Origin of the sequence: Caulobacter sp. BE254, from assembly GCF_031457295.1 — a bacterium.
In the GTDB taxonomy this organism is placed as follows: Bacteria; Pseudomonadota; Alphaproteobacteria; order Caulobacterales; family Caulobacteraceae; genus Caulobacter.
This window is the reverse complement of record NZ_JAVDWJ010000001.1, coordinates 383,530-408,226: the sequence shown is the minus strand read 5'-3', so window position 1 is coordinate 408,226 and position 24,697 is coordinate 383,530. Positions and strand designations below refer to the sequence as shown.

The following is a 24,697-nucleotide window of genomic DNA, read 5'->3' as shown; positions in this document are numbered from 1 at the left end:
CGCGCGAAGGGCCTGATGGCCTGGACGGGGTGGGACTTGATCCCGGTCGCCGCCGCCTTGGCGCACCTGGCCTTCGTGGTCTGGATCGTGGTTGGCTCGGCCAATCGGCCCTGGTGGGGCCAACTGCTGTGCGGCTTCGGTTACGCCCTGGCGATCAGCTGGAACGTCAACGGCGTGTCTCACAACTTCCTGCACACGCCATACTTCCGATCCAAGGCCCTGAACCGCGCCTTCTCGCTGCTGGAGTCAGTGGCCATCGGCTTTTCCCAGACCTTCTACACCTGGGTCCATCTGCGCCATCACGAGGGCAACAGCGATCGACCCGGCCCGGACGGCGAGACCCGCGACTGGCTGTCGATCTATCGTCACGGCAAGGACGGTCAGCCCGAGAGCGTCTGGTCCTACGTGTTCCTGGGCTTCTTCCGCGACAGCGGCGGCTCGGTCTACCAGGCGCTGAAGGCGCGTGGCCGCGACGCCGACGCCCGCTGGGGCCGCATCGAGCTCGCCGCCGTGGCGGTGTTCGCGATCGGCATGGCCGTGATCGACTGGCGCGCGGTGCTGTTCCTGCTGCCGTTCTATTATCTGGGCGAATGCCTCTCGCAGCTGAACGGCTATTACGAGCACTTCAACGGCGATCCGGAGACCCCGATCGCCTGGGGCGTCTCCAGCTACGACCCGGTCTACAATCTCACCTGGTTCAACAACGGCCACCACGCCGAACACCACTACCGACCAGCCGTCCACTGGACCCGGCTCCCGGCCCTGCGTCGCGCCCTGGTCGAGCAGCAGGCGGCCCACGGCGTTCACGTGATCGGCCCGGCCCACGCTCTAGGCTTTCTGGCCCGCGCCAATCGCCGGCCGCGCGACGCGGAACGGGCGGTGCGGCCATGAGCGTCCAGCCCCTGCGCCTGGCGGGCCGCTCGGGCCACGGCGTTCTGCTGGTCCATGGCCTGACCGGCGCGCCGGCCGAAATGAAGCCACTGGCCAAGCGCCTGGCGCGGCGGGGCTTCGAGGTCCACGCGCCGCTGCTGGCCGGCCATGGGGCCGATGAGGCCACCCTGCTGCGCACCACCTGGCGTGACTGGCTTGACGGCCTGGTCGAGGCCTATGACCGGTTCGCGGCAGAGGTCGACACCGTGTCGGTGGCCGGGATTTGCGTGGGCGGCGCCCTGGGGCTGATGTTGGCGGCCGAACGGCCCAGCGTCCGCGCCGCGGCGGTCTATTCGATGACCTTCGAATACGATGGCTGGAACATGCCGCGCTTCGCCGTGGCCGCGCCGGTGATCCAGCTGGTCGCTAACCTGCCCGGCGTGCGCCGTCTGGCCTGGGCCGAGACCCATCCGTTCGGCCTCAAGGACGAGCGCTTGCGCGGCCTGGCCGAGCGGGCGCCGGGCGGACTGATCGAGGGCGCCATCGACCGCTTGCCGCTGGGCGCCCTCTACCAGATGTACCGCATGAACCGGCGGCTGGAGCGCATCGGCAAGACCATCCAGACGCCGACCCTGATCCTGCACGCCAGCGACGACGACATGAGCCATCCGCGCAACGCCTATCGCCTGGAGACGGCGCTGGGCGGGCCCACGCGGCTGCACCTGCTCGACGACAGCTATCACATGATCCACGTCGACCAGGAGCGCGACCGGGTGGCGGCGCTGACGGCGGCCTTCTTCGGCGAGGACGCCCCGTACGCCGTCGAGAGTCTCGAGATGAGGTCCCATGTTTGAGACCCGGGTCCTGACCACGCTGGACGACCTGCCGCGCGGCCAGTGGGACGCATTGTTCGGCGGTGCCCTCGAAGGATTCGACTACCTGCGCGCCATCGAGGCCGCGGGCTTGGCCGGCTTTGATTGGCGCTATGTCCTGGTCCATCGCGACGGCCGGCTGGTCGGGGCGGCGCCGGCCTTCATCACCGATTATCGCCTGGAAACGACATTCGAAGGGCAGGGGCGCCGGATCGCCGAGCGGGTCAGAAGCCTGGCCCCGGGCCTGATGACGCCCAAGCTGGCCTGCCTGGGCTCGCCCGGCACCGAGACCGCCACGGTCGGCTTCGCGCCCGACTTGCCGCAGCCGGATCGCGCCGCCGTTCTCACCGCCCTGATCCGCGCCTTCGAGGACGACGCGGCGCGATCCGGCTGCGTCCTGACCGGTGTGAAGGACGCCGACCACGCCCAGGCCGAGCTGTGGTCGCGGGCCACCGCCGCCGCCGGCTACAGCCCCGTGCCCGGCCAGCCGATCGCCGACCTGCCCATCGATTTTTCCGATCTTGACGCTTATCTCGCCGGCCTCTCCAGCGGCGCGCGGCGCGACATGCGGCGCAAGCTGAGGTCGCGGTCCGGCGTGCGGGTGGAGTTGCGGTCTTCGCTCGGCGCCGATTTGCCCCGGGCCATGGCGCTCTACCACCAGACCCTGGCTCGGGCCTCGGCTCAGCTGGAGACCTTGACCCCGGCCTTCTTCACCGAGGTGGCGTCGCGCATGCCCGGCCGGGCGGTCTTCGTGCTGTACTACGCCGGCGACGACCTGCTGGCCTTCAACCTGCTGCTGGAGGACGGCGAGGTCCTGCTCGACAAGTTCTTCTGCATGGAGGCCGAGCGCGGCCGGGCCCACAACCTCTATTTCCTGAGTTGGTTCTTCAACCTCGAGCGCTGCCTGGCGCGGGGCCTCAAGCGCTATCGCAGCGGCCAGGCCAATCTCGGCGACAAGGTGCGGCTGGGCAGCCGGCTGACCCCGGCGACGATGTATTTTCGCCATCGCAACGGCCTGCTGAACGGCGCCCTGCGCGCCCTGGCGCCGCTGGTCATGGGCGATCCACTGGAAGGGCTGGCCGCATGACCGCCATCGCCCCCGCGCCCCGCCGCCTCGCGCCCATGGTGTTGTTCGCCATCCTGCCACTGCTGACCCTGGGCTACCAGATCGCGGCCAAAGCCTCGGCCGCCCGGCTCGCCCAGATGCGGTTCGACGTCGATTGGTTGCTGGCGGCCGCGCGCCTGTCCAGCGTCCAAATTCTGCTGGTCTGCGAGGTCGCAAGTTTCGTCGCCTGGATGACGGTGCTGGCCGAGATGCCGCTCAGCGCCGCCTTTCCGCTGTCGGCGGTCAGCTATGTGCTGATCATCGCCGCCAGCGCGCTGGTGTTTCACGAGCCCGTGGGCTTGCTGCAGGTCGTGGGCAGCCTGGCCATCCTGGTCGGCGTCTGGCTGATCGGACGGGGCGGGCGCGAGACGCCTCCGGGACCGATCGCATGACCGGCGTCGCGCTCAAGACCCTGCTGTTTGACTGGCGCCGGTTCGCGCCGGCCGCCGTGGCCGTGGGCTTCTCGGGCCTGCTGGTCCTGCTGCAGGCGGGCCTGATCCTGGGCGTGTTCTCCCTGGCCAGCGTCTACGTAACCAAGTCCTCGGCCGATCTGTGGGTCGGGTTTCCGGGCGTGCAGAGCATCGATCTGGGCCGGCCGATCGACGGGGCGACCGAGCTCTTTCTGCGCGCCGACCCGCGTATCGCCCGGGTCGAGCCTTTCTATTGGGGCTCGGGCGAGTGGCGCACCAGTCGCCACGGCATGGTCAATGTCTATATCGTCGGCCTGGACCCGACGCCCGGCGCGATGGTGTTGTCCGACGTTCTGCCGACCGACCTGCGCGTCGCCCTGGGCGAGCCGGACGCGGTGCTGGTCGACCGCGCCGACCTCGCCAAGCTGGAGACCGGCGTCGGCGGTCTGGCCGAGATCAACGGTCGGCGGGTGAGGATCGTCGGGGTGACCGAGGGCCTGCGCGCTCTGGGCGGCGTCAACGTCATCGCCTCGGCCGCCACGGCCCGGCGCCTCGATCCCGCGATCGGCGTCGGGGAGGGCGCGGCCTACTTCACCGCCCGGCTGAACGATCCATCGCAGGCCGGCGCCGTCGCCGCCGGCCTGCGCGAGGTGGGGCGCCGGCGCGGCTTCGAGCCGATGACCAGCCAGACCTTCGCCGACCGCAGCGTCCGCTACTGGCTGGCTGAGTCCGGGGCCGGGGTGGCCTTCGTGTTCGGCAGCGCCGTGGCGATCCTGGTGGCGGTGATCGTCACAAGCCAGACCCTGGCGGCGGCGGTCGCGGCCTCGCTCAAGGACTACGCGGCCTTGCGCGCCCTGGGTTTCACCATCGGCGCCCTGCGCGGCATCGTCCTGGCCCAGACCGCCTGGATCGCGGCGGCCGGCGTGCTGCTTGCCGGCGCCTTCGCCGCGATCCTGGCGATAGTGGCGCGGCTGGGGGACACGCCGCTGGTCATGACCGCGCCGATGGTCGCCGCCGCGGTCGGCCTGGTGGCGCTGGTCGCCTTCGGCTCGGGCCTGTGGGCGCTGCGCCGAGTCGCGCGGGCCGATCCGGCCGTGTTGCTTCTGTGAGGATTTTGACGATGCCCCGCCACGCGCCCAACGGCCGCGTCCTGATTCCGGTCCTGCTGGCGACCGGGGTGCTGCTGGCCGCCTGCCAGAAGGGCCCCGACGTCGCCGACGCCCAGAACCGTCCCGCGCCGGTCGCCGTGGCCCGAGGCGTAGTCGCCGTCGAGGGCGGTCTGATCCCGATCGCCGCGCCGCGCGACGGGCTGATCGCCCAGGTCAGTGTCGAGGAGGGCGCGCATGTCGAGCGCGGCGCGGTGATGGCTGAGCTCGACACCGACCGCAGCGCCTTGCTGGCGGCCCAGGCGGCGGCGGAGACCGCCCAGCAGGTGGCAGCCTGGCGAGGCGCTCAGGCGCGGTCCTCGGCGGCGGCGATCGAAGCCGCGCGCCTGATGCGATTGGCCTTGGCCGACGCCGCCACCCGGCGCGAAGCCGAACAGGCCAAGCAGGCGGCGGCGGTGGCGGCCGCCCAGACCGACGAGGCGGCTCGCGCCGTGGACGTAGCGCGAGCTCGCCAGCGCCTGGCCGAGTTGGAACGGACCGTCCGCACGGTTCGAGCCCCGGCGTCGGGCCTGATCCTGCGCCGCACGGCGGCGGTGGGCGCGGCGGCGGTGGCTGCTTCGGGAACACCCCTGTTCATCCTGGCGCCCGACGGACCCCGGATCGTCCGCGCCGAACTGGACGAGGCCTTTGTCGACCGGGTCACGCCCGGCGCTGTCGCCTGGGTCACCGACGCCGCCGGCGGGGGGCGCGTGCTGAAGGCGCGGGTGCTTCGAATCTCGCCGTCCTTCGAGGCCGCGGCCCTGGACGACCAGCCCGGCGGCCGGGCCGATGGCCGGGTGCTGCGCCTGGTCCTGGCGTTCGACGAGCCCAACACCCTGCGCCTGGGTCAGCGCGTGTTGGCGAGGATCGGCGGATGATCAGGTTCGCGCTTGCCGCCGTCCTGGCCGTGACGCCCGCGACGGCGTCGGCCGTGTCGCCGCGCGCCCCGACACCAGCGCCGGCCGCCGCGTCGCTCGCGGCGAACCCTTGGTCGCCGACCCTCGACGATCCCGTCCTGGCCAACCTGCTGGCCCACGCGGAGCTGGGTTCCTTGGACATCCGCATGGCCCTGGCGCGGCTGGAGAAGGCGCGGGCCGATGTCGATCTGGCCCGGGCCGGCGGCAGGCCGCGCCTGACGATCGGCGCCGAGGCCGCGATCGGCGGGGCCGACTTCTCGTCGAGCAGCGCCGGGGCCGGCGCGCCCGTGCTGGGCGGCTACGAGGTCGATCTTTTTCATCGCTTGAAGCACGGCCAGGAGGCGGCCAAGTCGGACGAGGCCGCCGCCCTGCAGGACGTCGCCGCCGCGCGCCAACTGGTGCTGGCCGAGGTGGCTCGGACCTATGTGGGCCTGCGGGCCGATCAGGAGCATCGCGCGGCCGCCGAACTCCGGGCGAGCCTGGCGGGACAAATCGAGGACCTGATCCGCCGCAAGACGGTGGAGGGCTCGGCCCGTGACGAGGAGCTGACGTCGGCGCGGACGGCCCAGACGCGGGCGCGCGCCGAGGTCCAGCGCGCCGAGCACGCCGTGGAGGCTGGCCGGATGCGGCTGGGCTTGTTGCTGGGACAGGACAAGCTCATCGACGAGCCGGCCTATGCGGGCGACGAGATTCCGGCCACGCCATCGATGACCACGGTCGCGTCCGAAGCCGTCCAGGCGCGTCCCGACATTCAGGCCGCGTTCGCCCGCCTGCAGGCCGCCGACGCCCGTCGGGCCGAGGCCGTCGCCGCGTCGCGTCCGAGATTCACGCTGACCGCCGGCGTCGGGTCCGGCGACACCGATCTGCTCTATCTGCTGGACGTGCGGGCGCTGGCCTGGGCGGTCGCCGGCGGGCTGACCCACGAACTGCTGGACGGCGGCGCCGCCAAGGCTCGCAAGCGCGGCGCCGAGGCCGAGGCGCAGCTGGCCGAACTGGCCTACCGAAAGACAGTTGGCGAGGCCTGGGGCCAGGCTCGGCTGAACCTGGCGGCCTTGCAGGACGCCGCCACCGCCGAAGCCATGGCGAAGACGTCCTGGACCCGGGCCGTCCGGGCCTTCGGAACCGGCCAGATGCGGCACGATGACGGCGACATCGACGGACTGGCCCTGGCCGCCCTGGAGGCCGGGGCCGCCGACGCCGACGTGGCCCTGACCAACGCCCAGGCCGCCCGCGCCCAGGCCTATGTCGACCTGCTGCTGGCTTTGGGCGGACACGCGACGTGACCATTTCCCTGCGCGCCGAGGCGGTGCGGAAGCACTACGGCGAGGGCGCTCTAAGGATCGACGCCCTGCATCCCGTCAGCCTGAGCCTGAGGCCCGGCGAGCTGGTGATGATCACCGGTCCGTCCGGCTCGGGGAAGTCGACCCTGCTGGCGATCCTGTCAGGCCTGCTGAGCCCCGACGCCGGTTCGGTCGAGGCCCTGGGCCGCGCCTTGGTCCCGATGAGCGCCGACCAGCGTGATCGCTTCCGGCTGGCTCATTCCGGCTTCATCTTCCAAGGCTTCCACCTGCTGCCCGCCCTGACCGCCAGCGAGCAGGTCGAGATCGTGCTGCGGCGGCTGGGCGCTTCGGCGCGGGAGGCGCGGTCCCGGGCCGTCCAGGCCCTGGCGGCGGTGGGGCTGGAGCGAAGGATGTCCAACCGGCCCGGTGAGCTGTCGGGAGGCGAGAAGCAGCGCGTGGCTATCGCCCGGGCCCTGGCCAAGCGGCCGGCCCTGATCTTCGCCGACGAGCCGACCTCGGCCCTGGATTCCGAGAACGGGCGGCAGATCGCGGCCCTGTTGCGGGCCGAGGCCCACGCCAGCGGCGCCACCGTGGTCTGTGTCACCCACGACGCGCGGCTGGCCGACCAAGCCGACCAGGTGCTGCGGATGGAGGACGGCCGGATGCTGGCGTAAGGCGCGTCAAATCGGTGAGGAGGTGCTCGCCGCGCGGCGTCATTGGACCAGACCTCACGGGAGCTTCGCGCCATGATCGACGCCCTTTTCGCGCATGCCTTTCTCACCGACGACGACGTCGCCGACCTGATCTCGACCAAGGCGGGATTGGCCCGCGACGTGCTGCAGCGTCCGACGCGGATCTGCGATCTCCGCCTTTCGCTGGAGGCCTACGAGGCGGTGCTGGTCGAGATCGAGGATCACTTCCACATCGAGATCGACGACATGGTGGGCGCCGACTGCGATACGCTCGGAACCCTGATGGACCGCCTCAAGGCTCGCGTCGCCCGTCCCACGGTCCTGCCGCGGCGGGCGGCCTGATCAGCGTCCGACCCACGGTTAGGAATCGGTGAGGGGCATTTGCGGGCGTGGCGTCGTTGGGCCATGCGCATCGGATTTCTCTTCAACCATGACCAGGTCCATCAGGTGGCGCACAGCCTGCCGATCGCCCTGGCCCTGGCCGGTGGCGACCGCGACCTGGAGATCGTCGTCGCCACCACCAGTCGGCGGCTGACCGCTGAGGTGATCCGCCTGAGCGGCGGCCTGATCGGCCACGGCGTCAGCCTGGTCGAGCTGGGCCTGACCCGGCGCTCGTCGAAGATCCTGGCCGCCACCGCCGAGGCGGTGCTGCCGGCCATCAAGTTGCTGGTCTACGGCGACAACCTCGAATTCTTCCGGTCGCTCGACATCCTGGTGGTGGCCGAGAAGACCTCGCTGATCCTCAAGACCCGCTACAGGCTCAAGGACCTGAAGATCGTCCACACCCGCCACGGAGCCGGCGACCGCGCCATCGGCTTCGACAAGGCCAGCGCCGGTTTCGACCACGTGCTGGTCTCCGGTCGCAAGATCCGCGACCGGCTGATCCACGAGACCGGCGTCGATCCGGCCAAGATCTCGATCGTCGGCTACCCGAAGTTCGATCTGCTGCCGGCGGGGGTTACGACCCACCCGCTCCTCGACGACGGCCGGCCGGTGACCTTGTACAACCCGCACGTCTCGCCGCACCTGTCGTCCTGGTACGAGGCCGGCCGCCAGGTGCTGGACTGGTTCGTCGAGCATGACGACCACCACCTGATCTTCGCCCCCCATGTAATGTTGTTCGAGCGGCCGTTCGTGGCGACGATCGACAAGCTGCGGCTGGACCGCGCCGGGCGGATCGAGGAGCGCTATCTTCGCGCGCCCAACATCCATATCGACCTGGGCAGCCGGGCCTCGACCACCATGGTCTACACCCAGCGCGCCGACCTCTATCTGGGTGACGTCAGCAGTCAGATCTACGAGTTCCTGCGCAAGCCCAGGCCGTGCGTCTTCCTCAACAGCCACCACTTCGACTGGGCCGGCGACCCGAACTTCGGCCACTGGCGCGCCGGTCCGGTGATCGAGGACGCCGCCGACCTGGGCCCGGCCATCGACCGCTCCCGTCAGGAGCACGCGACCGTCTGGCGGCCGGTGCAGGAGGCCCTGTTCGACGAACGTTTCGACCTGACCGGCGAGCCCTCGGCCCAGCGCGCGGCGCGCGCCGTGGCGCGGTTCGCGGGGCGGGCCTGGGCGGACCCGCCGGTGCAGCTGGTGGTCGACACGCCCGACCTGGCGTGGACCGGAACAGGGGCGTTCTGATGCGCATCCTTTACGTGATCAATTCCCTCGAAGGCGGCGGCGCGGCCTTGCCGGTTCCGGCCGTGGCCAAGGTGCTGGCCGACCAGGGCGCCAGGGTCGAGGTTCTGGCCCTGACGCGCCGGGATGGTCGGGCCTTGCCGCCGATGATCCGTCAGGGGCTGGATGTCCGCGTCCGGCCCGGCGGCGAGCGCGATCACGTCGACGCCCTGCGCTGGCTGGACCGGATCGTCGCCGAGGAGCAGCCCGACCTGCTGTGGACCTCGCTGACCCGCGCCACCCTGCTGGGCCAGCTCGTCGGCCTGCGGCGTCGCGTGCCCGTCGTCAGCTGGCAGCACAACGCCTTCCTCAAGCCGGCCAACCGGCTGCTGCTGCGCGCGACCCGAAGATTGTCGGGCCTATGGATCGGCGACTCCTATAGCGTCACGGCCCTGACCGCCGCGCGTCTGAAGGTGAAGCCGGAACGCCTGGCCGCCTGGCCGCTGTTCGCCGCCGACGCGGCCGCGCCTCAGGCCGTGCCCTGGCGGCCGGGCGAGACGCTGCGACTGGGAACGCTGGGGCGCCTGCACACGGCCAAGGGCTACGACGTGCTGATCAGGGCGCTGGCCCACATGCGGGCCAACGGCTTCATCCCGCCCGCGCCGTTCGAGCTCAAGATCGCGGGGGAGGGCGCGCAGCGAGAGCGGCTGCAGGCCATGCTCCATCTGGCGGGCCTGGAGAACGTCCATCTCACCGGCTTCTGCGACACGCCACGCGAGTTTCTTGCCGGGTTGCACCTCTATCTGCAGCCGTCGCGCCGCGAAGGCCTGTGCGTCGCGGTGCATGAGGCGATGCAGGCTGGTCTTCCGGTCCTGGCCACCGCCGTGGGGGAGATGCCCTACAGCGTGGTGCACGGACTGACGGGACGGGTGGTTCCGCCCGACGATCCTGAGGCGCTGGCCAAGGCGCTGGAATGCCTGCTGCGGACGCCCGACAGGCTGGCGACGATGGGCCAGCTCGCGCGGTCGCGGGTGCTGGAGCGGTTCGGCCAGGCGCGCTTCGCCGCCACGGGCGCGGAGATCTTCGCCCGTCTGCCGGTGCGGCGGGCGGCCATCGTCCCGGCGGTCGCGAGCCCAGCCTCGTGAGTTTCGCCGTCTGGGCGCTTGGCAAGGCGTTGACGCCGCTGGTCCGGCGCGGCGCCCTGACGCTGATCATGCCGTCTGGCGAGCGCCTGGCGTTCGGCGACGGCGCGGGCGAGCTGATCGTCGCCCGCTTGACCGACAACGCCGCCGTCTGGGCGCTGCTGCTCGATCCCGACCTCAAGACCGGCGAGCTGTTCACCGACGGCCGGCTGGCGATGGAGCGGGGAACGATCTACGAGTTTCTCAGCCTGATCCTCGACAACGGCGGCGAGGCGAACCCGTCGCCGATCGTCCAGGCGTTCGATCGCTTTCGCACGGCCACTCAGCTTTGGCGCCAGCGCAACGACCCGGGCCGCTCGCGCCGCAACGTGGCCCATCACTACGACCTGGGCGACGCCCTCTACGCCCTCTTCCTGGATCCGGACTGGCAATATTCCTGCGCCTATTTCGAACATCCCGGTCAGGGCCTGGCCGACGCCCAATTGGCCAAGAAGCGGCACGTCGCCGCCAAGCTGCTGCTGGAGCCCCATCACCGCGTGCTGGATATCGGCTGCGGCTGGGGCGGACTGGCGCTGTACCTGGCGGGGTTGGCCGGTGTCGCCGAGGTGCTGGGTGTCACCCTCTCGGAGGAGCAGATCGCCCGCGCGCGGAGCCGGGCCCAGGCGGCCGGGCTGGCGGACCGGACACGGTTCGCCCTGACCGACTATCGGGCGGTCGAGGGCCTGTTCGACCGGATCGTCTCAGTGGGCATGTTCGAGCATGTGGGTCTCGGGGCCTACGAGACCTTCTTCAAGACCTGCCGCGAGCGTTTGACCGACGACGGGGTGATGCTGCTGCACACGATCGGCTGTTCGGACGCGCCTAGCGTCACCAATCCGTGGATCACCCGCTACATCTTCCCCGGCGGCCACCTGCCGTCGCTGTCGGACATCCTCAAGGCGGTCGAGCGATCGGGCCTGGTGGTTTCCGACATCGAGGTGCTGCGGCTGCATTACGCGGAAACCCTCCGGGCCTGGCGCACGGCGTTCATCGCCCGTCGCGCCGAGGCGGTCGCGATGTTCGACGAGCGCTTCTGCCGGATGTGGGAATACTACCTGGCCATGTCGGAGACCGCCTTCCGTTACGAACAGGTCGTGGTGTTCCAACTGCAATTGGTCAGCCGACAGGGGAGCGCGCCGTTGACACGCGACTATGTCGCCGCCGCCGAAGCCGATCTGCGAGCCCTCGAGAACGCCATCTCGATTGGCCATCGGTAATCGCGTGGCCATCGCCCCAAGGGTCGCGACGGTCGGGGGGCGAGGCGACCGAGGGCAAGCTGCTGGAGAACGGGGCCGAGGGAGGAACCCCGACTAGGCGATTTCTTCTCCCGGCAAATCGAGGCAGGTTGGCCGCATGAAACTGTTGCTGGTCGAGGACGACAAGGAAGCCGCGGCCTATCTGAAGCGGGCCTTGTCGGAGGCCGGTCATACGGTCGACTATGCCGCGACCGGCCGAGAGGGCCTGATGCTGGCGGCCGCCGAGACCTACGACGTCATCGTGCTGGACCGCATGCTGCCCCAGATCGACGGTCTGGCGATCCTGCGGACGATCCGCGCGTCCGGGGTCAAGACGCCGGTTCTGCTGCTGACCGCCCTGGGCGGCATCGACGATCGCGTGGAAGGTCTGGAGGCGGGCGGCGACGACTATCTGGTCAAGCCGTTCGCCTTCGCCGAGCTGCAGGCCCGGGTCAACGCCCTGGCCCGCCGTCCGCCGCCGCAGGAGGAGCCGACCACCCTGCAGGTGTCGGACCTGACGCTGAACCGGCTCAAGCGCACGGTCATCCGGGCCGGCGCCCGGGTCGAACTGCAGCCGCGGGAATTCCAGCTGCTGGAATATCTGATGCGCCACGCCGGCCGGGTCGTGACGCGCACCATGCTGCTGGAGAGCGTCTGGGATTTCCACTTCGATCCCAAGACGAACATCGTCGAGACCCACATGAGCCGGCTGCGGTCCAAGGTCGATCGCGGCCAGCGCCACGACCTGATCCATACGGTGCGCGGCGCGGGCTATTGCCTGCGCGAGCCGGACTAGATGTTCCGCTCCACCAGCCTGCGCCTGGCGGCGCTCTATACCGCCGCCTTCGCCCTGTCGGTGGTGGCGCTGGGAGCGATCACCCTGCTGACGACGCGGAGCGCGCTGTCCGAGCAGTTCGACGCCCGCATCCAGTCCGAGTCCGGGGCCCTGACCCAGGAGTTTTACAGCGAGGGCCTGGAGGGCGTCGTCCAGGCCGTTCGTGAGCGGGACCGCACGCCCGGCGCGCTGGACTATGGCCTGGTTGGCCCGGGCGCCAAGCCCCTGGCCGGCCGTCTGGCCGTGAGCGGGGCGAGGCCCGGCTGGTCGACGGTCCGCAGCGGGCAGCGTGACGGCGAGATCGAGCCGATCCGGGTGCTCACCGTGGCGCTGCCTGGCGGCTACCGCCTGATGGTGGGCGATGACGAGGCGCGGATCGAGGCGCTGGATGGGGCGGTGCTGCGCGGCTTTGCCTGGGCGTTCGCGGGGGTGGTGATCCTGGGCGTGGCCGGCGGCTTTGCGTTGAGCCGTGACGTCCACCGGCGGCTGGCGGCGATTTCGGGCACGGCCGAGGCGATCATCGACGGCGACTTGAGCCGCCGGGTGCCGGTGCGCGGCTCGCAGGACGATCTGGACCGCCTGGCCGAGACCATCAACCGCATGCTCGACCGGATCACCGGCCTGATGGAGAGCCTCCGCCAGGTGTCCAATGACATCGCCCACGACCTGCGCACGCCCCTGACCCGGCTCCGCCAGCGCCTGGAGGCTGGCCTGGCCCGCGAGGGCGAGCGGGGCGAGGCGATCGAGGGTGCGCTAGGCGACCTGGACACCATCCTCGACACCTTCGCGGCGCTGCTGCGCATCGCCCAGATCGAGGGCGGGGCCAGGCGGGCGGCGTTCCGCGCCACCGACCTGGCCCAGCTGGCCGGCACGGTCGTCGACGCCTTCGCGCCGTCGGCCGAGGACGCGCGCCAAACCCTTCGGCTGGAGGGCGAACCGGACGTGGTCATCGACGGCGACCCGGAGCTGCTGACCCAGATGCTGGTCAATCTGGTCGAAAACGCCCTGCGTCACGCCGGGGAGGGCGCGGCGATCCGCGTCGGGGTCGCTCGCGGCGTGAGCGCGCCCGTGCTGTGGGTGACCGACGATGGGCCCGGCGTGCCGGCGGTCGAACGCGAGAAGCTGTTCGACCGCTTCTATCGGCTGGAACATAGTCGCTCCGCGCCGGGCAGCGGCCTGGGTCTGGCGCTTGTGGCCGCCGTGGCCAGGCTGCATGGCGCGGAGGTGCGGCTGCACGACGCCCGGCCGGGGCTGGAAGCGCGCGTCACCTTCCCCGCCTCGTGAGGCCGGCCGCGTCAGGTTGGGAATTCGCAATGTGCCCGTCATGAGGTCGTCAGCTCGCCACCGCTAAGTCGGATACGCTCAGGAGCCTTGCATGCCCGCCGTCCGCTTCGCCGTCGTCACACCCGCGTTCGTCGTCGTCGCCCTGGCGCTGGCCGGCTGCACCCCTTATGTCGCTGCCCCCGTTCACCTGGAGGCCTATCCCATCGCGCTGGACGCCCGCCGGCTGGACGAGAAGCCGGCCGGCGCGACTTGGACCGGCGGCGACCTGCTGGCGGCCGCTCTGGCGCGCAACCCCTCTGTCGCCGAGGCCGCGGCCAAGTACCGGACGGCCGTGGCGGCGGCCAAGACTTCGCGGGTCGCGCCGAGCATGACCCTGACGCTCACGGGCGAATACGCCAGGCGCGAGCCGAAACAGTGGCTGTTCGGTGTGGGTTCCGACGTCCCGCTGGACATCGGCGCGCGACGCGGCGAGCGGCTCAACGCCGCCGACCTGGCCGCCATGCAAGCGCTCTACGACTATGGCGAGGCGGTGTGGACCGTCCGCACCGCCCTGACGCGGGCCCGGGCCGATCGCCTGTCGGCCGACGCCGAGGCGGCCTTGGCCCAACGCCTCGAGGCTGTTCGCCAAGCTCGCGTGGATCGCCTGGACCGCCGGGTCGCGGCCGGCGAGGACGACCGAAGCCTGGCCCTGGCTGCCCGGAGCGATCTGGCCGTCGCCCACCGCCGCCTCGCCGACGCCCGCGCCCGTCGCGTCCAGGCCGACGCCGCCCTGGCCCAGGCTCTGGGCGTGCCGGCCGTCGCTATCGCCGACCTGTCGCTGGCCCCCGTCGCGCCGCCGCCGGAAGGGCTGGACCTGATCCAGGCCCGCCGCGACGCCGCCCTGACTCGGCGTGACGTCCTCAGGGCCGTGGTCGGTTACGACCTGGCCGAAAGCGCGCTGCGGCTGGAGGTCGCCAAACAGTATCCGGAGATCCATGTCGGGCCGGGCTACACCTATGACCATGGCGTCGCCAAGCTGCCCTTCAACCTGGGTCTTCTCCTGCCGCCGATGGACCTGAACCGCGCGGCGATCGCCCAGGGCGAGGCCAAGCGCGCCGAGGCAGGGCGCTCCCTGGAAGCGGTCCAGGCCGCCGCCCTGGGCGCGCTCGATCAGGCATGGGCGACCCTGGGCGCGGCGCGGATCACCGAGGCCTCGACCCGCGAGCGCGACCTGCCCGCCGCCCGGCGCCTGGCCGAGGCGACCGCCCGCGGCGCCAAGGCCGGCGAGGCCGACCGCGTTGACGACCTGGGCGCCCAGGCGACCCTGATCGAGGCCGAGTTGGCCGTGCTTGACGCGCACCGCGCCGCCATCATCGCCGGCGTCGATCTCGAGGACGCCCTGCGGGTCCCGTTCGATCCGGCCGAGACCGCCCTGCTGCAGAACGCGTCCCGCACGCTTGGAGGCCAACAATGAACAAGCTCGCGGTATTCGCCCTCATCGCCGGCGTGAGTTGGGCCGGCGTCGTCCAGGCGGCTGAGGTTCAGGTCGATGCGGCCACCCAGAAGCGGTTCGGCGTCACGACCGCGCCCCTGGCCGCCGCTCGGCGGCAGGCGGTGGCGACCGGCTTCGCCCGCGTGCTGGATCCGGTGCCGCTGGCCACGCTGGACGGCGATCTCGTCACCGCAGCTACGGCCGCCGCCGCCTCGCGCGCCGAGGCCGCTCGGACCAAGACCCTGGCCGCGGCCGACGCCACCGTCTCGCTGAAGCTCGCCCAGGCCGCTCAGGCCCAGGCCAGCGCCGACCTCGCCAAGCTGGTGCTGCTGCGCCGCCGCGTCGGCCTGGAATGGGGCCCGGCCTTCGCCAATGACGCCAGCCGCTCGCGGCTGATCGCCGAACTCGTCGCGGGACGGACTGTGCTTGTGCGGATCGATGCTCCGGCCGGAACCGGCGGGGCCCACGGCGCGCGGATGCAGCTGAGCGGCGGCGAAATGGTCGATGTCGCGATCCTCGGGGTCGCACGGACGGCCGACCCGCGCGTTCAGACCGGCGGACTGATCGGCGTCGTGCGAGGCCCGGTCGCCGCCCGCCTGGGCGTGGGCATGTCCGCGCCGGTCACGCTGTCCGGCGCAGCGGGCGGGGCAGGGGTGCTGGTTCCCCGTTCGGCCCTGATCCGCACGGCGGGCCAAACCTTCGCCTATGTCCGCAAAGACGCCACCCATTTCGAGCGGCGGGCGCTGGTCGCTCCGACCTCGCAGCCGGAGGGCCTGTTCTCGGCTAGCGGCTTCGCCCCTGGCGAACCGGTCGTGGTGTCCGGGGCCTCGGCCCTGCTGGCCGCCGAGACCGCGCCCAAGGCCGAGGACTAGGCGATGCTCAGCGCCATTGTCCGCTGGTCTCTGGCCCGGCCGCGCCTGGTCGCCGTCACCGCCCTGCTGCTGTTCCTGTACGGCTGCATCGTCCTGGCCCATGCCAAGTTCGACGTCTTTCCAGAGTTTGTGCCGGCCCAGGCCGAGATCCAGACCGAGGCTCCGGGCCTGACCGCCGAACAGGTGGAGCAACTGGTCACCCGGGCCGTCGAGCAGGCGGTCAACGGCGCGTCGGGCGTAGCCACGGTGCGCTCGGAGTCCATCCAGGGCATCTCGATCGTCAGCGTCACGTTTGCCGAAGGGGCCGAACCCTATCGCGCCCGCCAAGTGGTGGCCGAGGCGCTGGCCGAGGTGCAGGGCGCCCTGCCGGCCGGCGTGCTGCCGCCCAAGGTCGCGCCCCTGACCTCCTCGACCATGGACCTGCTGAAGATCGGCTTCACCTCCGACAAGCTGACCCCCATGCAGCTGCGCGACCTGGTGCAGTGGACCGTGCGGCCGCGCCTGCTGGCCGCTGCCGGCGTGGCCCGGGCCACGGTCTATGGCGGCGAAGTGCGACGGTTCGAGGTGCGCGTCCGACCCGACGACCTGGCGGCGCGAGACCTGTCGCTGGCGGACATGGTGGCGGCGGTGAAGGCCTCCACCGGCGTCAGCGGCGGCGGCTTCATCGACACCCCCGAGCAGCGGATCTTGATCGATGCACGCGGCCAGGCCATGAGCGCTACCGACATCGCGGCCGCTCCGATCCCCGGCGGCGCCAGCGGCGCGCCGATGCGGGTGGGGGACGTGGCCGACGTGGTCGACGCCCCGGCCCCCGATACCGGCGCGGCCCTGATCATGGGCAAGCCCGGCGTGCTGGTGAACCTGTCCAGCCAATACGGGGCCAACACTCTGGACGCCACTCACGCTGTCGAGGCCGCCCTGGCCGAGCTGAGGCCAGCGCTGGAGGCCCAAGGCGTGAAGGTAGACGCCGGCTTGCACCGTCCGGCCAATTTCATCGCCGCCGCCCTGAGCGGCATCGCCGAGGACCTGGTCATAGGCGCGGTGCTGATCGCCGTGGTGCTGCTGCTGTTCATGCGCGACCTGCGCACGGTGCTGGTGTCGTTCGTCTCGATCCCGCTGTCGCTGCTGACCGCGGTGATCGTGCTGGACGCCCTGGGCTGGACCCTCAACACCATGACCCTGGGCGGTCTGGCCGTGGCGTTGGGGGTGGTGGTCGACGACGCGGTCATCGACGTTGAGAACATCGTCCGCCGCCTGCGCTCGCGCGGCGACGCGCCCGCCGCGGCCACGGTGCTGGCCGCCTCGCTGGAGGTGCGCGCGCCGGTAATCTACGCCACACTGGTCGTGGCCCTGGCGCTGACCCCGGTGCTGATGCTGGGCGGACTGCAGGGGGCGTTCTTCTCGCCCCTGGCGGCCTCGTTCATCCTGGCCACCGTCGCCTCCCTGGCTGTGGCCATCGTCGTCACCCCGCCGCTCTGCCTGCTGATGCTGTCCAACACCCGCCTGCCGGACGAGCCGGGCGTGATCCTGCGGGCCAAGGCCTGGCACGAGGCCGTGCTAGTTCGCGCGGCAGGCCGTCCGGTGCTGGCCGCGATCGGCGCGATCCTGGCGACGATCGTCACCGTCGCCGGCCTGATGCTGTTCAATTCCGAGCTGCTGCCCAGCTTCCGCGAAGGTCACTTCGTGCTCGGCGTCGCCGGCCCGCCCGGCGCCTCGCTGTCGGTGATGCGCAAGTACGGCGAGGGCATCACCCACGACCTGCTGGCCATCGACGGGGTCCAGAGCGTCGAGCAGACGATCGGCCGCGCCTCGGGCGGGGAGGACACCTGGGGCACGGAACGCAGCGAATTCCACGTCGAGCTGAAGCCCAGGCTGCCCGGCAAGGATCAGGACCGCATCCAGGAGGAGATCCACAAGACGCTGGACGCCTATCCGGGCCTGGAGACCGAGGTGTTGACCTTCCTGGGCGACCGGATCGGGGAGTCCCTGTCGGGCGAGACCGCCGCCCTGGCCGTCGGCGTCTACGGCGCCGATCTGGACACCCTGGACGAGACCGCCGCCCAGATCGCCGCCGTCATGGAGAAGGTCCCTGGCGCGGTCGACGTGAAGATCCAGACCCCGCCCAGCACGCCGATGATCCGCGCCGATCTCGACCTGCCGGCCCTGGCCCGCTACGGCCTGGCGCCGGCCGAGGTGCTGGACGCGGTCCAGACGGCCTATCAGGGCTCGGTCGCCGCCCAGGTCTACCAGGAGAGCCGCGCCCTCGACATCGCGGTGACCACCACGCCGGACACCCGCCAGGATCCCGAGGCGGTGGGTGAACTGCTGATCCGCTCGACCAGCGGCCAGGTCGTGCCGCTCAAAGCGGTGGCCCACGTCTACCTGACCGACGGCCGCACCAGCGTCTCGCACGAGGGCGGGCGCCAGCGGCAGGTGATCACCACCAATCCGCCGCCCCAGGACGCCGCCAAGGTGACCAAGGCCGTACAGGCCGCCATCGCCAGCCAGGTTCGCCTGCCGCCGGGCGTCTATGTCGACTATGTCGGCACGGCCGCCGGGACGCAGGCCGCGCAGCGCCAGCTGCTGTTCAACGTCGCCATCGCCCTGATCGCCGTGGTGGCCGTGCTGCTGATCACCTTCGGCGACGGTCGCGCGGTTGGCCTGATCCTGGCCTCCGCGCCGTTCGCTCTGGTCGGCGGGGTGATCGCCGTGGCCCTGACCGGCGCCAGCTTGTCGCTGGGATCGCTGGTCGGCTTCGTGACCCTGTTCGGCGTCGCGGCTCGCAACGCCATCCTGCTGGTCTCGCACCTGGACAACCTGATCACGGTGGAAGGCCGCGACTGGTCGCTGGCCACCCTGGCCCAGGCGACCCGCGAGCGGGTGACGCCGATCCTGATGACCGCCCTGGTCACGGCCTTGGGCGTCCTGCCGCTGGCCGTCCAGACCGGCCAGGCCGGCCGTGAGATCCAAGGACCGATGGCCATCGTCATCCTGGGCGGCCTGATCACCTCGACCATCGCGAGTCTCGTCGTGCTGCCGTCCCTGATCTGGCGCTACGGCCGCGCGCCGCGCTCGGTCGGCGCGGCGGAAGTCCCCTAGTTCACCCCTTGTCGTTCGGCTCGTCTCAGCAGGATTTCCCCATGAAGACCAAGTTCCTGGCCGCCTCCATCCTGGCCCTGACCGTCGCGACGGCCGCCCAGGCCCTGGCCGCGCCAGAGCCGATGAAGATCGTCGACCGCATCGCCGGTCCGGACGGCGGCTGGGACTACGCCAATTTCGACCCCGTCCACCGCCGCCTATACGTGGCGCACGGCGCGGCGGTCACCGCCATTGATGTCGACACAGGCATGGTCACGCCGGCGCTGGTGGCCGCCCAGCGCGCACATATCGCCTTGCCGCTGCCGGGCGGTGACGAACTGCTGGTCACCAACGGCGGCGCCAATACCGCCACTCTGGTCGACGCCATGACCGGCATGGTCCGCGCCACGGTCGCGACCGGTCAGAATCCGGATGCGGCGCTGTTCGACCCCGCCAGCGGCCTGGCCTTCGTCATGAACGGTCGCAGCGGCGACATTACGCTGATCGACGCCAAGGCGGCCAAGGCGGTGGGGGTGATCCCGGTCGGCGGCAAGCTGGAGTTCGGCGTTTCAGACGGCCGAGGCCGGGTGTTCGTCAATATCGAGGACAAGAGCGAGATCGCCGTCATCGACACCGCCGCGCGCAAGGTCGTCGCTCACTGGGCCATGGCCGGCTGCGACGAGCCCAGCGGCCTGGCCTACGCCGCCGACGTCCACCTGCTGATCGCCGCCTGCGCCAACGGCAAGGCCGAGGTCGTGTCGTCGGTCTCCGGCAAGGTCGTGGCCAGCTTGCCAGTCGGCGAAGAGCCCGACGCGGCCTTCTACGACGCCTGGCGCCACCTGGCCTATGTGCCCAGCGGCGGGACGGGGACCTTGTCGGTGCTCGCCGTGCGCGGCCCCAAGGATGTGGTCCTGGTCCAGACGCTTCAGACCCGTCTGGGAGCCCGCACCGGCGCGCTCGATCCCAAGACGGGCAAGGTCTATCTGCCCTCGGCCGAATACGACAGCCCCTCCCAGCCAGGTGGCCGGGCACGGGTCAAGCCGGGTAGTTTCGCGATCCTCGTCGTGGGACGCTGAACGTCGCCTTCCTGGAGCGATACCAACTTCCGCTATTGGCGCTATCGCGCTGGCTAAGCGGACGTGTCCAACGACCCAGAGGGGTAGGCGAAATTCGCAGGATTTCGCCCAGCCCGTTTGGATTCAGGTCGCGGATTTCGGCGTGAAGCGGACCCCCTTGTAGGTTCTGACAGGATTGCCGCGCTCAAGTTGCTGGTTGAGGCTCCATTGCGATCGGCGGGCCTTGTCGCGTGACGCGCCCCGCTGTTCTTCGATCATCATGGCGAGTTTCAACCGCGCCAACTTGCGGTTAGCGTGCTGCGAGCGCTGCTCTTGCGCGGTGGCGACCAGACCGGTGGGGCGGTGGGTGGCGCGCACGGCGCTATCGGTCTTGTTGACATGCTGGCCGCCCGGACCGCTGGCGCGCAGGGTCTGGTAGTCGATGTCCTCGGCCTTCAAGTCAGGGATAAGGTCAGGCTCTGGCGCGAGGGCGACGCCCACGAACCAGTTTCTGCGGTTATGGCCAGGCCGAAACGGACTATCGCCGATCCACAGGACCGTGCCGGTCCGCCCGGCGACGAACGCCGGCGCCTGGTCGCCGCTGACGCGCATCAGCAGCGATGAGGGATAATCCTCAAAGCCTTCCAGGACCTCGCAGACGACGCCATAGGCCTCGGCTTCGCGGGCGTAGGCGGCCGCCAATTGAGCGACGACCCACCGACATTCCTGCGGTCCCTGCCCGGACGTCAGGTGCAAGATGACCTCGCTCATGACGCCGCCCTTGTCTTGTAGCTGAGCAGGGGACGCAGCCGCGCGATGACGCGCACCAGACCGGCGTGTTCAAGGTCGGCCACGACCCGCCGGATGTCCTTGTAGGCCTGGGGCGCTTCCTCATAGATCAACCGGCGATCCTCGCAGACGACATGGCTGCCGAGCTCCGTCCGCTGAAGATCGGCGATGCGGAAACGCGCGGACAGCCTTGCGTGCGCGTCCGAGCGGCTCCACTTGCGCCCAGCGCCGTGGGCGAGCGAGCTAAGGGCCCGGTCAGCGCCGTCGGCGATCGGTTCGACCAGGTAGCTGAAATCGCCGCGCGATCCCGGGATGGCGACCAGCCCGCGATCGGCCGGGGCTGCGCCCTTGCGGTGCAGCCATCCGCCAAGGTGGGGCGTCACGCAGTTGTGGCAGATGTCGAGCACAGGCCGCCCCTCGGCGCCGATGGCGTCGCAGAAGCGTTGCGCGATGATCCGCCGGTTCAGCACGGCCCAGGCCTGAGCCTGATCATGCTCGGCAAGATAGGCTTGCCCCGCAAGGCCGGCCGCGAGCAGCCCGGCGCTGACGGGCTCCGTCTTGTGCGCCTGAAGAACAGCCTGTCCCAATCCCCGCGATCCGCTGTGAACCATCATCCACACACGATCCGCCTGCAGGCCCAGTGTTTCGAAACGTTCGCCGTCGACGACCTCTTCGATCCGCTGGAATTCCACGAAGTGGTTGCCGCCGCCGATTGTGCCCAGCGCCGGGCCGGCCAAATTCGGTGGCAGTTCGAAACCCGCCACGGCGGCCAGGGTGTCGCCCGACCAGGGCTCGTCGAGGCCGTGGAGCTTGCGCTCCACGGACCCGAGTCTGAACTTGCGCAAGGGGCTGCTCAGTTCCCACAGGCCCATGCCGCAACCGATGTCGCCGCCCACGAGATGTGGCCAGATCCGATCCGGCGACCAGAATGCGGCGCCCACCGCGATCCCGGCGCCGACATGCAGATCGGGCAGGCCGACGACGCGCTCGATCCCCTCATAGCGGGCCGACGCCTCTAGTTGATCGATGGCGGCCGGATCCAGGCGGGAGGGGTCCGCCGAGATCAGCGTGATTTTAGGAGACAGGCTCACAGCGCACCGCCTTTCCCGCCGCAATTGGCTGCGGGCAGGCATTGGGCGAGGCCCTTGATGTCCTTGAGGATCCCATCACGCGGATCGACGAAGAACGCCCGTCGGCGACGCCATCGGTCCTCGCGCCCGAGCACCTCACCCTCGTGCATCCACTCGCCGCGCCGCCCGACCGAGATGCGCGTCAGGACGTAGTCCTCGATGTGCGAGCGCACATGCATCTTGATCGTGCTGCCGGTGTCGAGAGTGGCGCAGATCTCGCTGAACACGCTGTCCCATGGACGCCCCCTTCGGCTTCGCAAAAATCGCACGAGAGGTGCGAGGTTTTCGTTGAGCGATTTTGAATAGGGCGCCGCGATGTACGCGTGACGTTTCAGGCCAATGTATTGGATATTCGGATCAGGTGTCCTTTTCAGTTTCGGTGATGGCGCATGCCCGGCGCCCCATCGTGGTCGCTCGACGACGACTTTGAACATGTCAGCGCGCATGACGGCCCTCCCGAGAAACGGAAGCCGACGGCGTCTGGCTGAACAGCGGATATTTGAAGATACGGCGAGGTGTTTTCACCCTGCCGAAAGGGGTCAGGCGAGTGACATCGCCCGACAGCGAATTGCCCATGCAATCTGTTCCTGAAGAGTCTGGATTATGAGGAGATTTTCTTGACGGGCTGAAGTCGCTCGCATGATGTTCTCCTTTCCAGTTTCAGAAACACGCCGGGCTTGGCTGTGACGCTCACTATGGCATCTTGAAGTCAAATTCAAGAGGCCGGCTTCGTCGGGGTGAGGGCGACCGATCTATTTGCGCTTTAGGTCGGACCACGCCCTTGGCTCCCGAGGCTGAAGGTCCGGAATCTGGATACGCATCAAGGTCCGTTCCTGGCGCAGCGCGGCCGCCGACGCATCGGGGCAACGATTCCGCGTGGACACGCCACCAACTTGACCTATCGTTGTGCGATTCAAAAAGGCCGGGGGCGGCATGTCGAAGACGATCGATTCCGAAGATCTGAGCCTCGCGCGGGTGTTCCAGTCTTACTATCGCGTGCCGGATTATCAGCGTGAATATGTCTGGGGCGAAAAAGGTCCCAAGGGGGAAGGCGGCGATCAGGTCGATCAGTTCCTGCAGGACATCCAAAACGAGTTCGAAGCGGCCACTGACGATGACGCGCCGGAATATTTCATCGGCACGACCGTCGTGTGGGAGCCGAAGGACGGCGTGTTCGACCTAATCGACGGACAGCAGCGAACCACTACGAGTTTCCTAACCCTTTGCGCGCTACGCGACGCCCTCGTCGAGCTGAGCGCGACTGTTCCACCTTCGTTGATCGACCAGATTTCGTCCTCGCACACCGATTGGCGTGGCTTGACGGAACCACGGATGCGACTTGAGTTGCAGTACGAAGACGCAGGCGGCGTTCTCTCAGAATATGGCGCAGGGCGCGGAGCCGAAGCGCCGCGCACGACAACTAGGTCGATCCGGAATCTGGCGAACGCTTACGGTACCATCCGGGAGTTTCTGCGCGACAAATTCGGGCACGACGCGGACCAACTTCGCCGGTTCCACGGCTATTTCACCAATAAGGTGAAGCTCATCCGGATCCGGACGCCGGGAGTCAGCCGGGCGCTGAAGATCTTCGAGACGATCAACGACCGCGGGATCGGGCTCGACGGCATGGATCTGCTGAAGAACTTGCTCTTCATGAGCGCTAAGGAAAGCCAGTTCGCCACCTTGAAGGCGGAATGGAAGGACCTGACCCAGGAACTGTTCGATGCCGGCGAGAAGCCCCTGCGGTTCCTGCGCTATCTTATCCTGGCCAGTTATGACGTGAGGGACTCCAAGCTACGCGAGGAGGACATTTACGACTGGCTGACCAAGGCCAGCGCTCAGACCGGCCATGTCGTCGATCCGCTCGGCTTTGCCGCGACGCTCAAGGCCGCCGCCAAGGCCTATGCTCACTTCTCGCGTGGCGAAAACCCGGCCGGGGGGCTAGAGCACGGTTTGGTGAACACGCGAGCGCTGGGCGGCAGCGCGATCAAGCAGCACTTTGTTCTGCTGTTGGCCGGCCGCCACCTCCCGCCGGCACAGTTCACGCGTCTTTGCGACGGCATCGAACAGGTGATGTGCCTTTGGCTCTTCGCCGGCGTGCCGGCCAAGGATTATGAGCGCTCGATCATTGCCGCCGCGCGCGCCGTGCGGGCGGTGAAGACCCCTGTTGAGTTCGAGGCGTTCGAGAAGGGCTTCGTGTTCGCCGAGAAGCGTGCTCATCACCAGAAGTTCGTCACGGCGTTGCAGGCGCTTCACACCTGGGACGTTCGGCAATTCCGGCTGAAATACTTCCTTGCCAAGGTGACCCAGTATTTCGATATGCAGGCCTATGGCCGCCAGCAGCATGAGGCGCTGGCACCGTATCTGAGTTCGGCGGTCGAGGTCGAGCATGTGCTGGCGCAGGGTGTGACGCCGACGGCGGCCGGGGAGTTCGGCAAGGGCGCGCGTGACCAGTATGTCATCGCCAGCCTCGGCAATCTCATACTGCTGGAAAAGAGCGTCAACAGCGTCGCCAGCAACGCAAGCTATTCAGCAAAGTGCGAGGTCTATCCGTCCTCGAAATTCCTCCTGACGCGCTGTCAGCAGAAGAGGCTGAAGGTCGGCAAGAACGATCAGATCACGCGTGCGATGCAGCGCCTCGACCCCGCTCCGGAATGGAGTAGCGCGGCGGTCGAGCAGCGGCGCGATTGGTACGCCAATACAGCGCTCGATGTCTGGTCGATCCGCGAGGCGGCCGTGCAGAGTCAGACGGATGCGGCTAGCAAGAACGTCGAGGCCGTCGAGGCCTAGGGTGGCGAGCGGCGGCAGAACGTGTTCGGCTACGGTTGAGCTAGATCCTCCGCGTCACCCTAACTCCGCCAA

The 24,697-nt window shown here is 69.7% G+C and carries 23 protein-coding genes; 19 read left to right on the top strand and 4 right to left on the bottom strand.

Annotation, left to right across the window (positions count from 1 at the left end):
• Positions 1-15: 15 nt before the first annotated feature.
• From J2X41_RS01865 to J2X41_RS01780, 18 genes are all read left to right on the top strand, one after another.
• Positions 16-891, top strand: a complete 876-nt coding sequence (locus J2X41_RS01865) for a fatty acid desaturase (protein ID WP_310079196.1) — start codon at positions 16-18, stop codon at positions 889-891.
• Complete coding sequence (locus J2X41_RS01860; RefSeq protein WP_310079195.1) at positions 888-1,724, top strand: alpha/beta fold hydrolase; 837 nt, start codon at positions 888-890, stop codon at positions 1,722-1,724. Before J2X41_RS01865 ends, J2X41_RS01860 begins: the two co-directional genes overlap by 4 nt.
• Positions 1,717-2,829 (top strand): GNAT family N-acetyltransferase, encoded by a 1,113-nt coding sequence (locus J2X41_RS01855; protein ID WP_310079194.1) that lies wholly within the window; start codon positions 1,717-1,719, stop codon positions 2,827-2,829. Before J2X41_RS01860 ends, J2X41_RS01855 begins: the two co-directional genes overlap by 8 nt.
• The gene (locus tag J2X41_RS01850; RefSeq protein ID WP_310079192.1) at positions 2,826-3,239 is read left to right on the top strand and encodes an EamA family transporter; all 414 of its coding nucleotides are present in this window, start codon (positions 2,826-2,828) and stop codon (positions 3,237-3,239) included. Before J2X41_RS01855 ends, J2X41_RS01850 begins: the two co-directional genes overlap by 4 nt.
• On the top strand, positions 3,236-4,366 hold the full coding sequence (locus J2X41_RS01845) for an ABC transporter permease (protein ID WP_310079191.1): 1,131 nt from the start codon (positions 3,236-3,238) through the stop codon (positions 4,364-4,366). The genes J2X41_RS01850 and J2X41_RS01845 overlap by 4 nt, the downstream gene beginning before the upstream one ends.
• 11 nt (positions 4,367-4,377) lie before the next feature.
• Positions 4,378-5,280: an HlyD family efflux transporter periplasmic adaptor subunit gene (locus J2X41_RS01840; protein WP_056757732.1), complete on the top strand. Its 903-nt coding sequence runs from the start codon at positions 4,378-4,380 to the stop codon at positions 5,278-5,280.
• Entirely contained in the window at positions 5,277-6,602 is a 1,326-nt protein-coding gene (locus J2X41_RS01835; protein WP_310079189.1) for a TolC family protein, read from the top strand. Before J2X41_RS01840 ends, J2X41_RS01835 begins: the two co-directional genes overlap by 4 nt.
• The gene (locus J2X41_RS01830) at positions 6,599-7,273 is read left to right on the top strand and encodes an ABC transporter ATP-binding protein (RefSeq protein WP_310079186.1); all 675 of its coding nucleotides are present in this window, start codon (positions 6,599-6,601) and stop codon (positions 7,271-7,273) included. Before J2X41_RS01835 ends, J2X41_RS01830 begins: the two co-directional genes overlap by 4 nt.
• A 72-nt stretch (positions 7,274-7,345) precedes the next feature.
• On the top strand, positions 7,346-7,633 hold the full coding sequence (locus tag J2X41_RS01825) for a hypothetical protein (protein ID WP_310079184.1): 288 nt from the start codon (positions 7,346-7,348) through the stop codon (positions 7,631-7,633).
• 63 nt (positions 7,634-7,696) lie between these two features.
• The gene (locus J2X41_RS01820; protein ID WP_310079182.1) at positions 7,697-8,929 is read left to right on the top strand and encodes a hypothetical protein; all 1,233 of its coding nucleotides are present in this window, start codon (positions 7,697-7,699) and stop codon (positions 8,927-8,929) included.
• Positions 8,929-10,050: a glycosyltransferase family 4 protein gene (locus J2X41_RS01815; RefSeq protein ID WP_310079181.1), complete on the top strand. Its 1,122-nt coding sequence runs from the start codon at positions 8,929-8,931 to the stop codon at positions 10,048-10,050. The genes J2X41_RS01820 and J2X41_RS01815 overlap by 1 nt, the downstream gene beginning before the upstream one ends.
• The gene (locus J2X41_RS01810) at positions 10,047-11,303 is read left to right on the top strand and encodes a cyclopropane-fatty-acyl-phospholipid synthase family protein (RefSeq protein ID WP_310079180.1); all 1,257 of its coding nucleotides are present in this window, start codon (positions 10,047-10,049) and stop codon (positions 11,301-11,303) included. The genes J2X41_RS01815 and J2X41_RS01810 overlap by 4 nt, the downstream gene beginning before the upstream one ends.
• Positions 11,304-11,439: 136 nt before the next feature.
• Entirely contained in the window at positions 11,440-12,117 is a 678-nt protein-coding gene (locus J2X41_RS01805) for a response regulator transcription factor (RefSeq protein WP_310079179.1), read from the top strand.
• The gene (locus tag J2X41_RS01800; protein ID WP_310079177.1) at positions 12,118-13,440 is read left to right on the top strand and encodes an ATP-binding protein; all 1,323 of its coding nucleotides are present in this window, start codon (positions 12,118-12,120) and stop codon (positions 13,438-13,440) included. It abuts the gene before it with no gap.
• Positions 13,441-13,531: 91 nt separating this feature from the next.
• Positions 13,532-14,893 (top strand): TolC family protein, encoded by a 1,362-nt coding sequence (locus tag J2X41_RS01795; RefSeq protein WP_310079175.1) that lies wholly within the window; start codon positions 13,532-13,534, stop codon positions 14,891-14,893.
• Entirely contained in the window at positions 14,890-15,783 is an 894-nt protein-coding gene (locus J2X41_RS01790) for a hypothetical protein (protein WP_310079174.1), read from the top strand. The genes J2X41_RS01795 and J2X41_RS01790 overlap by 4 nt, the downstream gene beginning before the upstream one ends.
• 3 nt (positions 15,784-15,786) lie before the next feature.
• A complete protein-coding gene (locus tag J2X41_RS01785; protein WP_310079172.1) occupies positions 15,787-18,882 on the top strand; it encodes an efflux RND transporter permease subunit in 3,096 nt (1,031 codons plus the stop codon).
• 41 nt (positions 18,883-18,923) lie between these two features.
• Positions 18,924-19,937 (top strand): hypothetical protein, encoded by a 1,014-nt coding sequence (locus J2X41_RS01780; RefSeq protein ID WP_310079170.1) that lies wholly within the window; start codon positions 18,924-18,926, stop codon positions 19,935-19,937.
• 123 nt (positions 19,938-20,060) lie between these two features.
• On the opposite strand, the gene prfH is transcribed toward J2X41_RS01780, so the two are convergent.
• The 4 genes from prfH to J2X41_RS01760 are packed head-to-tail and all read right to left on the bottom strand — an operon-like array spanning position 20,061 to position 22,411.
• On the bottom strand, positions 20,061-20,687 hold the full coding sequence (gene prfH / locus J2X41_RS01775) for a peptide chain release factor H (protein WP_310079169.1): 627 nt from the start codon (positions 20,685-20,687) through the stop codon (positions 20,061-20,063).
• Positions 20,684-21,796, bottom strand: coding sequence for an RNA ligase RtcB family protein (locus J2X41_RS01770; RefSeq protein ID WP_310079168.1), 1,113 nt, complete (start codon positions 21,794-21,796; stop codon positions 20,684-20,686). Before J2X41_RS01770 ends, prfH begins: the two co-directional genes overlap by 4 nt.
• Entirely contained in the window at positions 21,793-22,281 is a 489-nt protein-coding gene (locus J2X41_RS01765) for a hypothetical protein (protein ID WP_310079167.1), read from the bottom strand. Before J2X41_RS01765 ends, J2X41_RS01770 begins: the two co-directional genes overlap by 4 nt.
• Positions 22,271-22,411: a hypothetical protein gene (locus J2X41_RS01760; protein ID WP_310079165.1), complete on the bottom strand. Its 141-nt coding sequence runs from the start codon at positions 22,409-22,411 to the stop codon at positions 22,271-22,273. Before J2X41_RS01760 ends, J2X41_RS01765 begins: the two co-directional genes overlap by 11 nt.
• 357 nt (positions 22,412-22,768) lie before the next feature.
• On the opposite strand from J2X41_RS01760, the gene J2X41_RS01755 reads away from it, so the two are divergent.
• Positions 22,769-24,625, top strand: coding sequence for a DUF262 domain-containing protein (locus tag J2X41_RS01755; RefSeq protein WP_310079164.1), 1,857 nt, complete (start codon positions 22,769-22,771; stop codon positions 24,623-24,625).
• The last annotated feature ends 72 nt before the right edge of the window (positions 24,626-24,697 follow it).

Coding starts and splice junctions, on each gene's coding strand:
- J2X41_RS01845 (WP_310079191.1), top strand. CDS start 3,236: ATGACCGGCGTCGCGCTCAAGACCCTGCTGTTTGACTGGCGCCGGTTC.
- J2X41_RS01835 (WP_310079189.1), top strand. CDS start 5,277: ATGATCAGGTTCGCGCTTGCCGCCGTCCTGGCCGTGACGCCCGCGACG.
- J2X41_RS01840 (WP_056757732.1), top strand. CDS start 4,378: ATGCCCCGCCACGCGCCCAACGGCCGCGTCCTGATTCCGGTCCTGCTG.
- J2X41_RS01820 (WP_310079182.1), top strand. CDS start 7,697: ATGCGCATCGGATTTCTCTTCAACCATGACCAGGTCCATCAGGTGGCG.
- J2X41_RS01800 (WP_310079177.1), top strand. CDS start 12,118: ATGTTCCGCTCCACCAGCCTGCGCCTGGCGGCGCTCTATACCGCCGCC.
- J2X41_RS01765 (WP_310079167.1), bottom strand. CDS start 22,281: ATGCGCGCTGACATGTTCAAAGTCGTCGTCGAGCGACCACGATGGGGC.
- J2X41_RS01795 (WP_310079175.1), top strand. CDS start 13,532: ATGCCCGCCGTCCGCTTCGCCGTCGTCACACCCGCGTTCGTCGTCGTC.
- J2X41_RS01785 (WP_310079172.1), top strand. CDS start 15,787: ATGCTCAGCGCCATTGTCCGCTGGTCTCTGGCCCGGCCGCGCCTGGTC.
- prfH (WP_310079169.1), bottom strand. CDS start 20,687: ATGAGCGAGGTCATCTTGCACCTGACGTCCGGGCAGGGACCGCAGGAA.
- J2X41_RS01865 (WP_310079196.1), top strand. CDS start 16: ATGGCCTGGACGGGGTGGGACTTGATCCCGGTCGCCGCCGCCTTGGCG.
- J2X41_RS01855 (WP_310079194.1), top strand. CDS start 1,717: ATGTTTGAGACCCGGGTCCTGACCACGCTGGACGACCTGCCGCGCGGC.
- J2X41_RS01860 (WP_310079195.1), top strand. CDS start 888: ATGAGCGTCCAGCCCCTGCGCCTGGCGGGCCGCTCGGGCCACGGCGTT.
- J2X41_RS01780 (WP_310079170.1), top strand. CDS start 18,924: ATGAAGACCAAGTTCCTGGCCGCCTCCATCCTGGCCCTGACCGTCGCG.
- J2X41_RS01850 (WP_310079192.1), top strand. CDS start 2,826: ATGACCGCCATCGCCCCCGCGCCCCGCCGCCTCGCGCCCATGGTGTTG.
- J2X41_RS01815 (WP_310079181.1), top strand. CDS start 8,929: ATGCGCATCCTTTACGTGATCAATTCCCTCGAAGGCGGCGGCGCGGCC.
- J2X41_RS01805 (WP_310079179.1), top strand. CDS start 11,440: ATGAAACTGTTGCTGGTCGAGGACGACAAGGAAGCCGCGGCCTATCTG.
- J2X41_RS01790 (WP_310079174.1), top strand. CDS start 14,890: ATGAACAAGCTCGCGGTATTCGCCCTCATCGCCGGCGTGAGTTGGGCC.
- J2X41_RS01760 (WP_310079165.1), bottom strand. CDS start 22,411: ATGGGCAATTCGCTGTCGGGCGATGTCACTCGCCTGACCCCTTTCGGC.
- J2X41_RS01755 (WP_310079164.1), top strand. CDS start 22,769: ATGTCGAAGACGATCGATTCCGAAGATCTGAGCCTCGCGCGGGTGTTC.
- J2X41_RS01825 (WP_310079184.1), top strand. CDS start 7,346: ATGATCGACGCCCTTTTCGCGCATGCCTTTCTCACCGACGACGACGTC.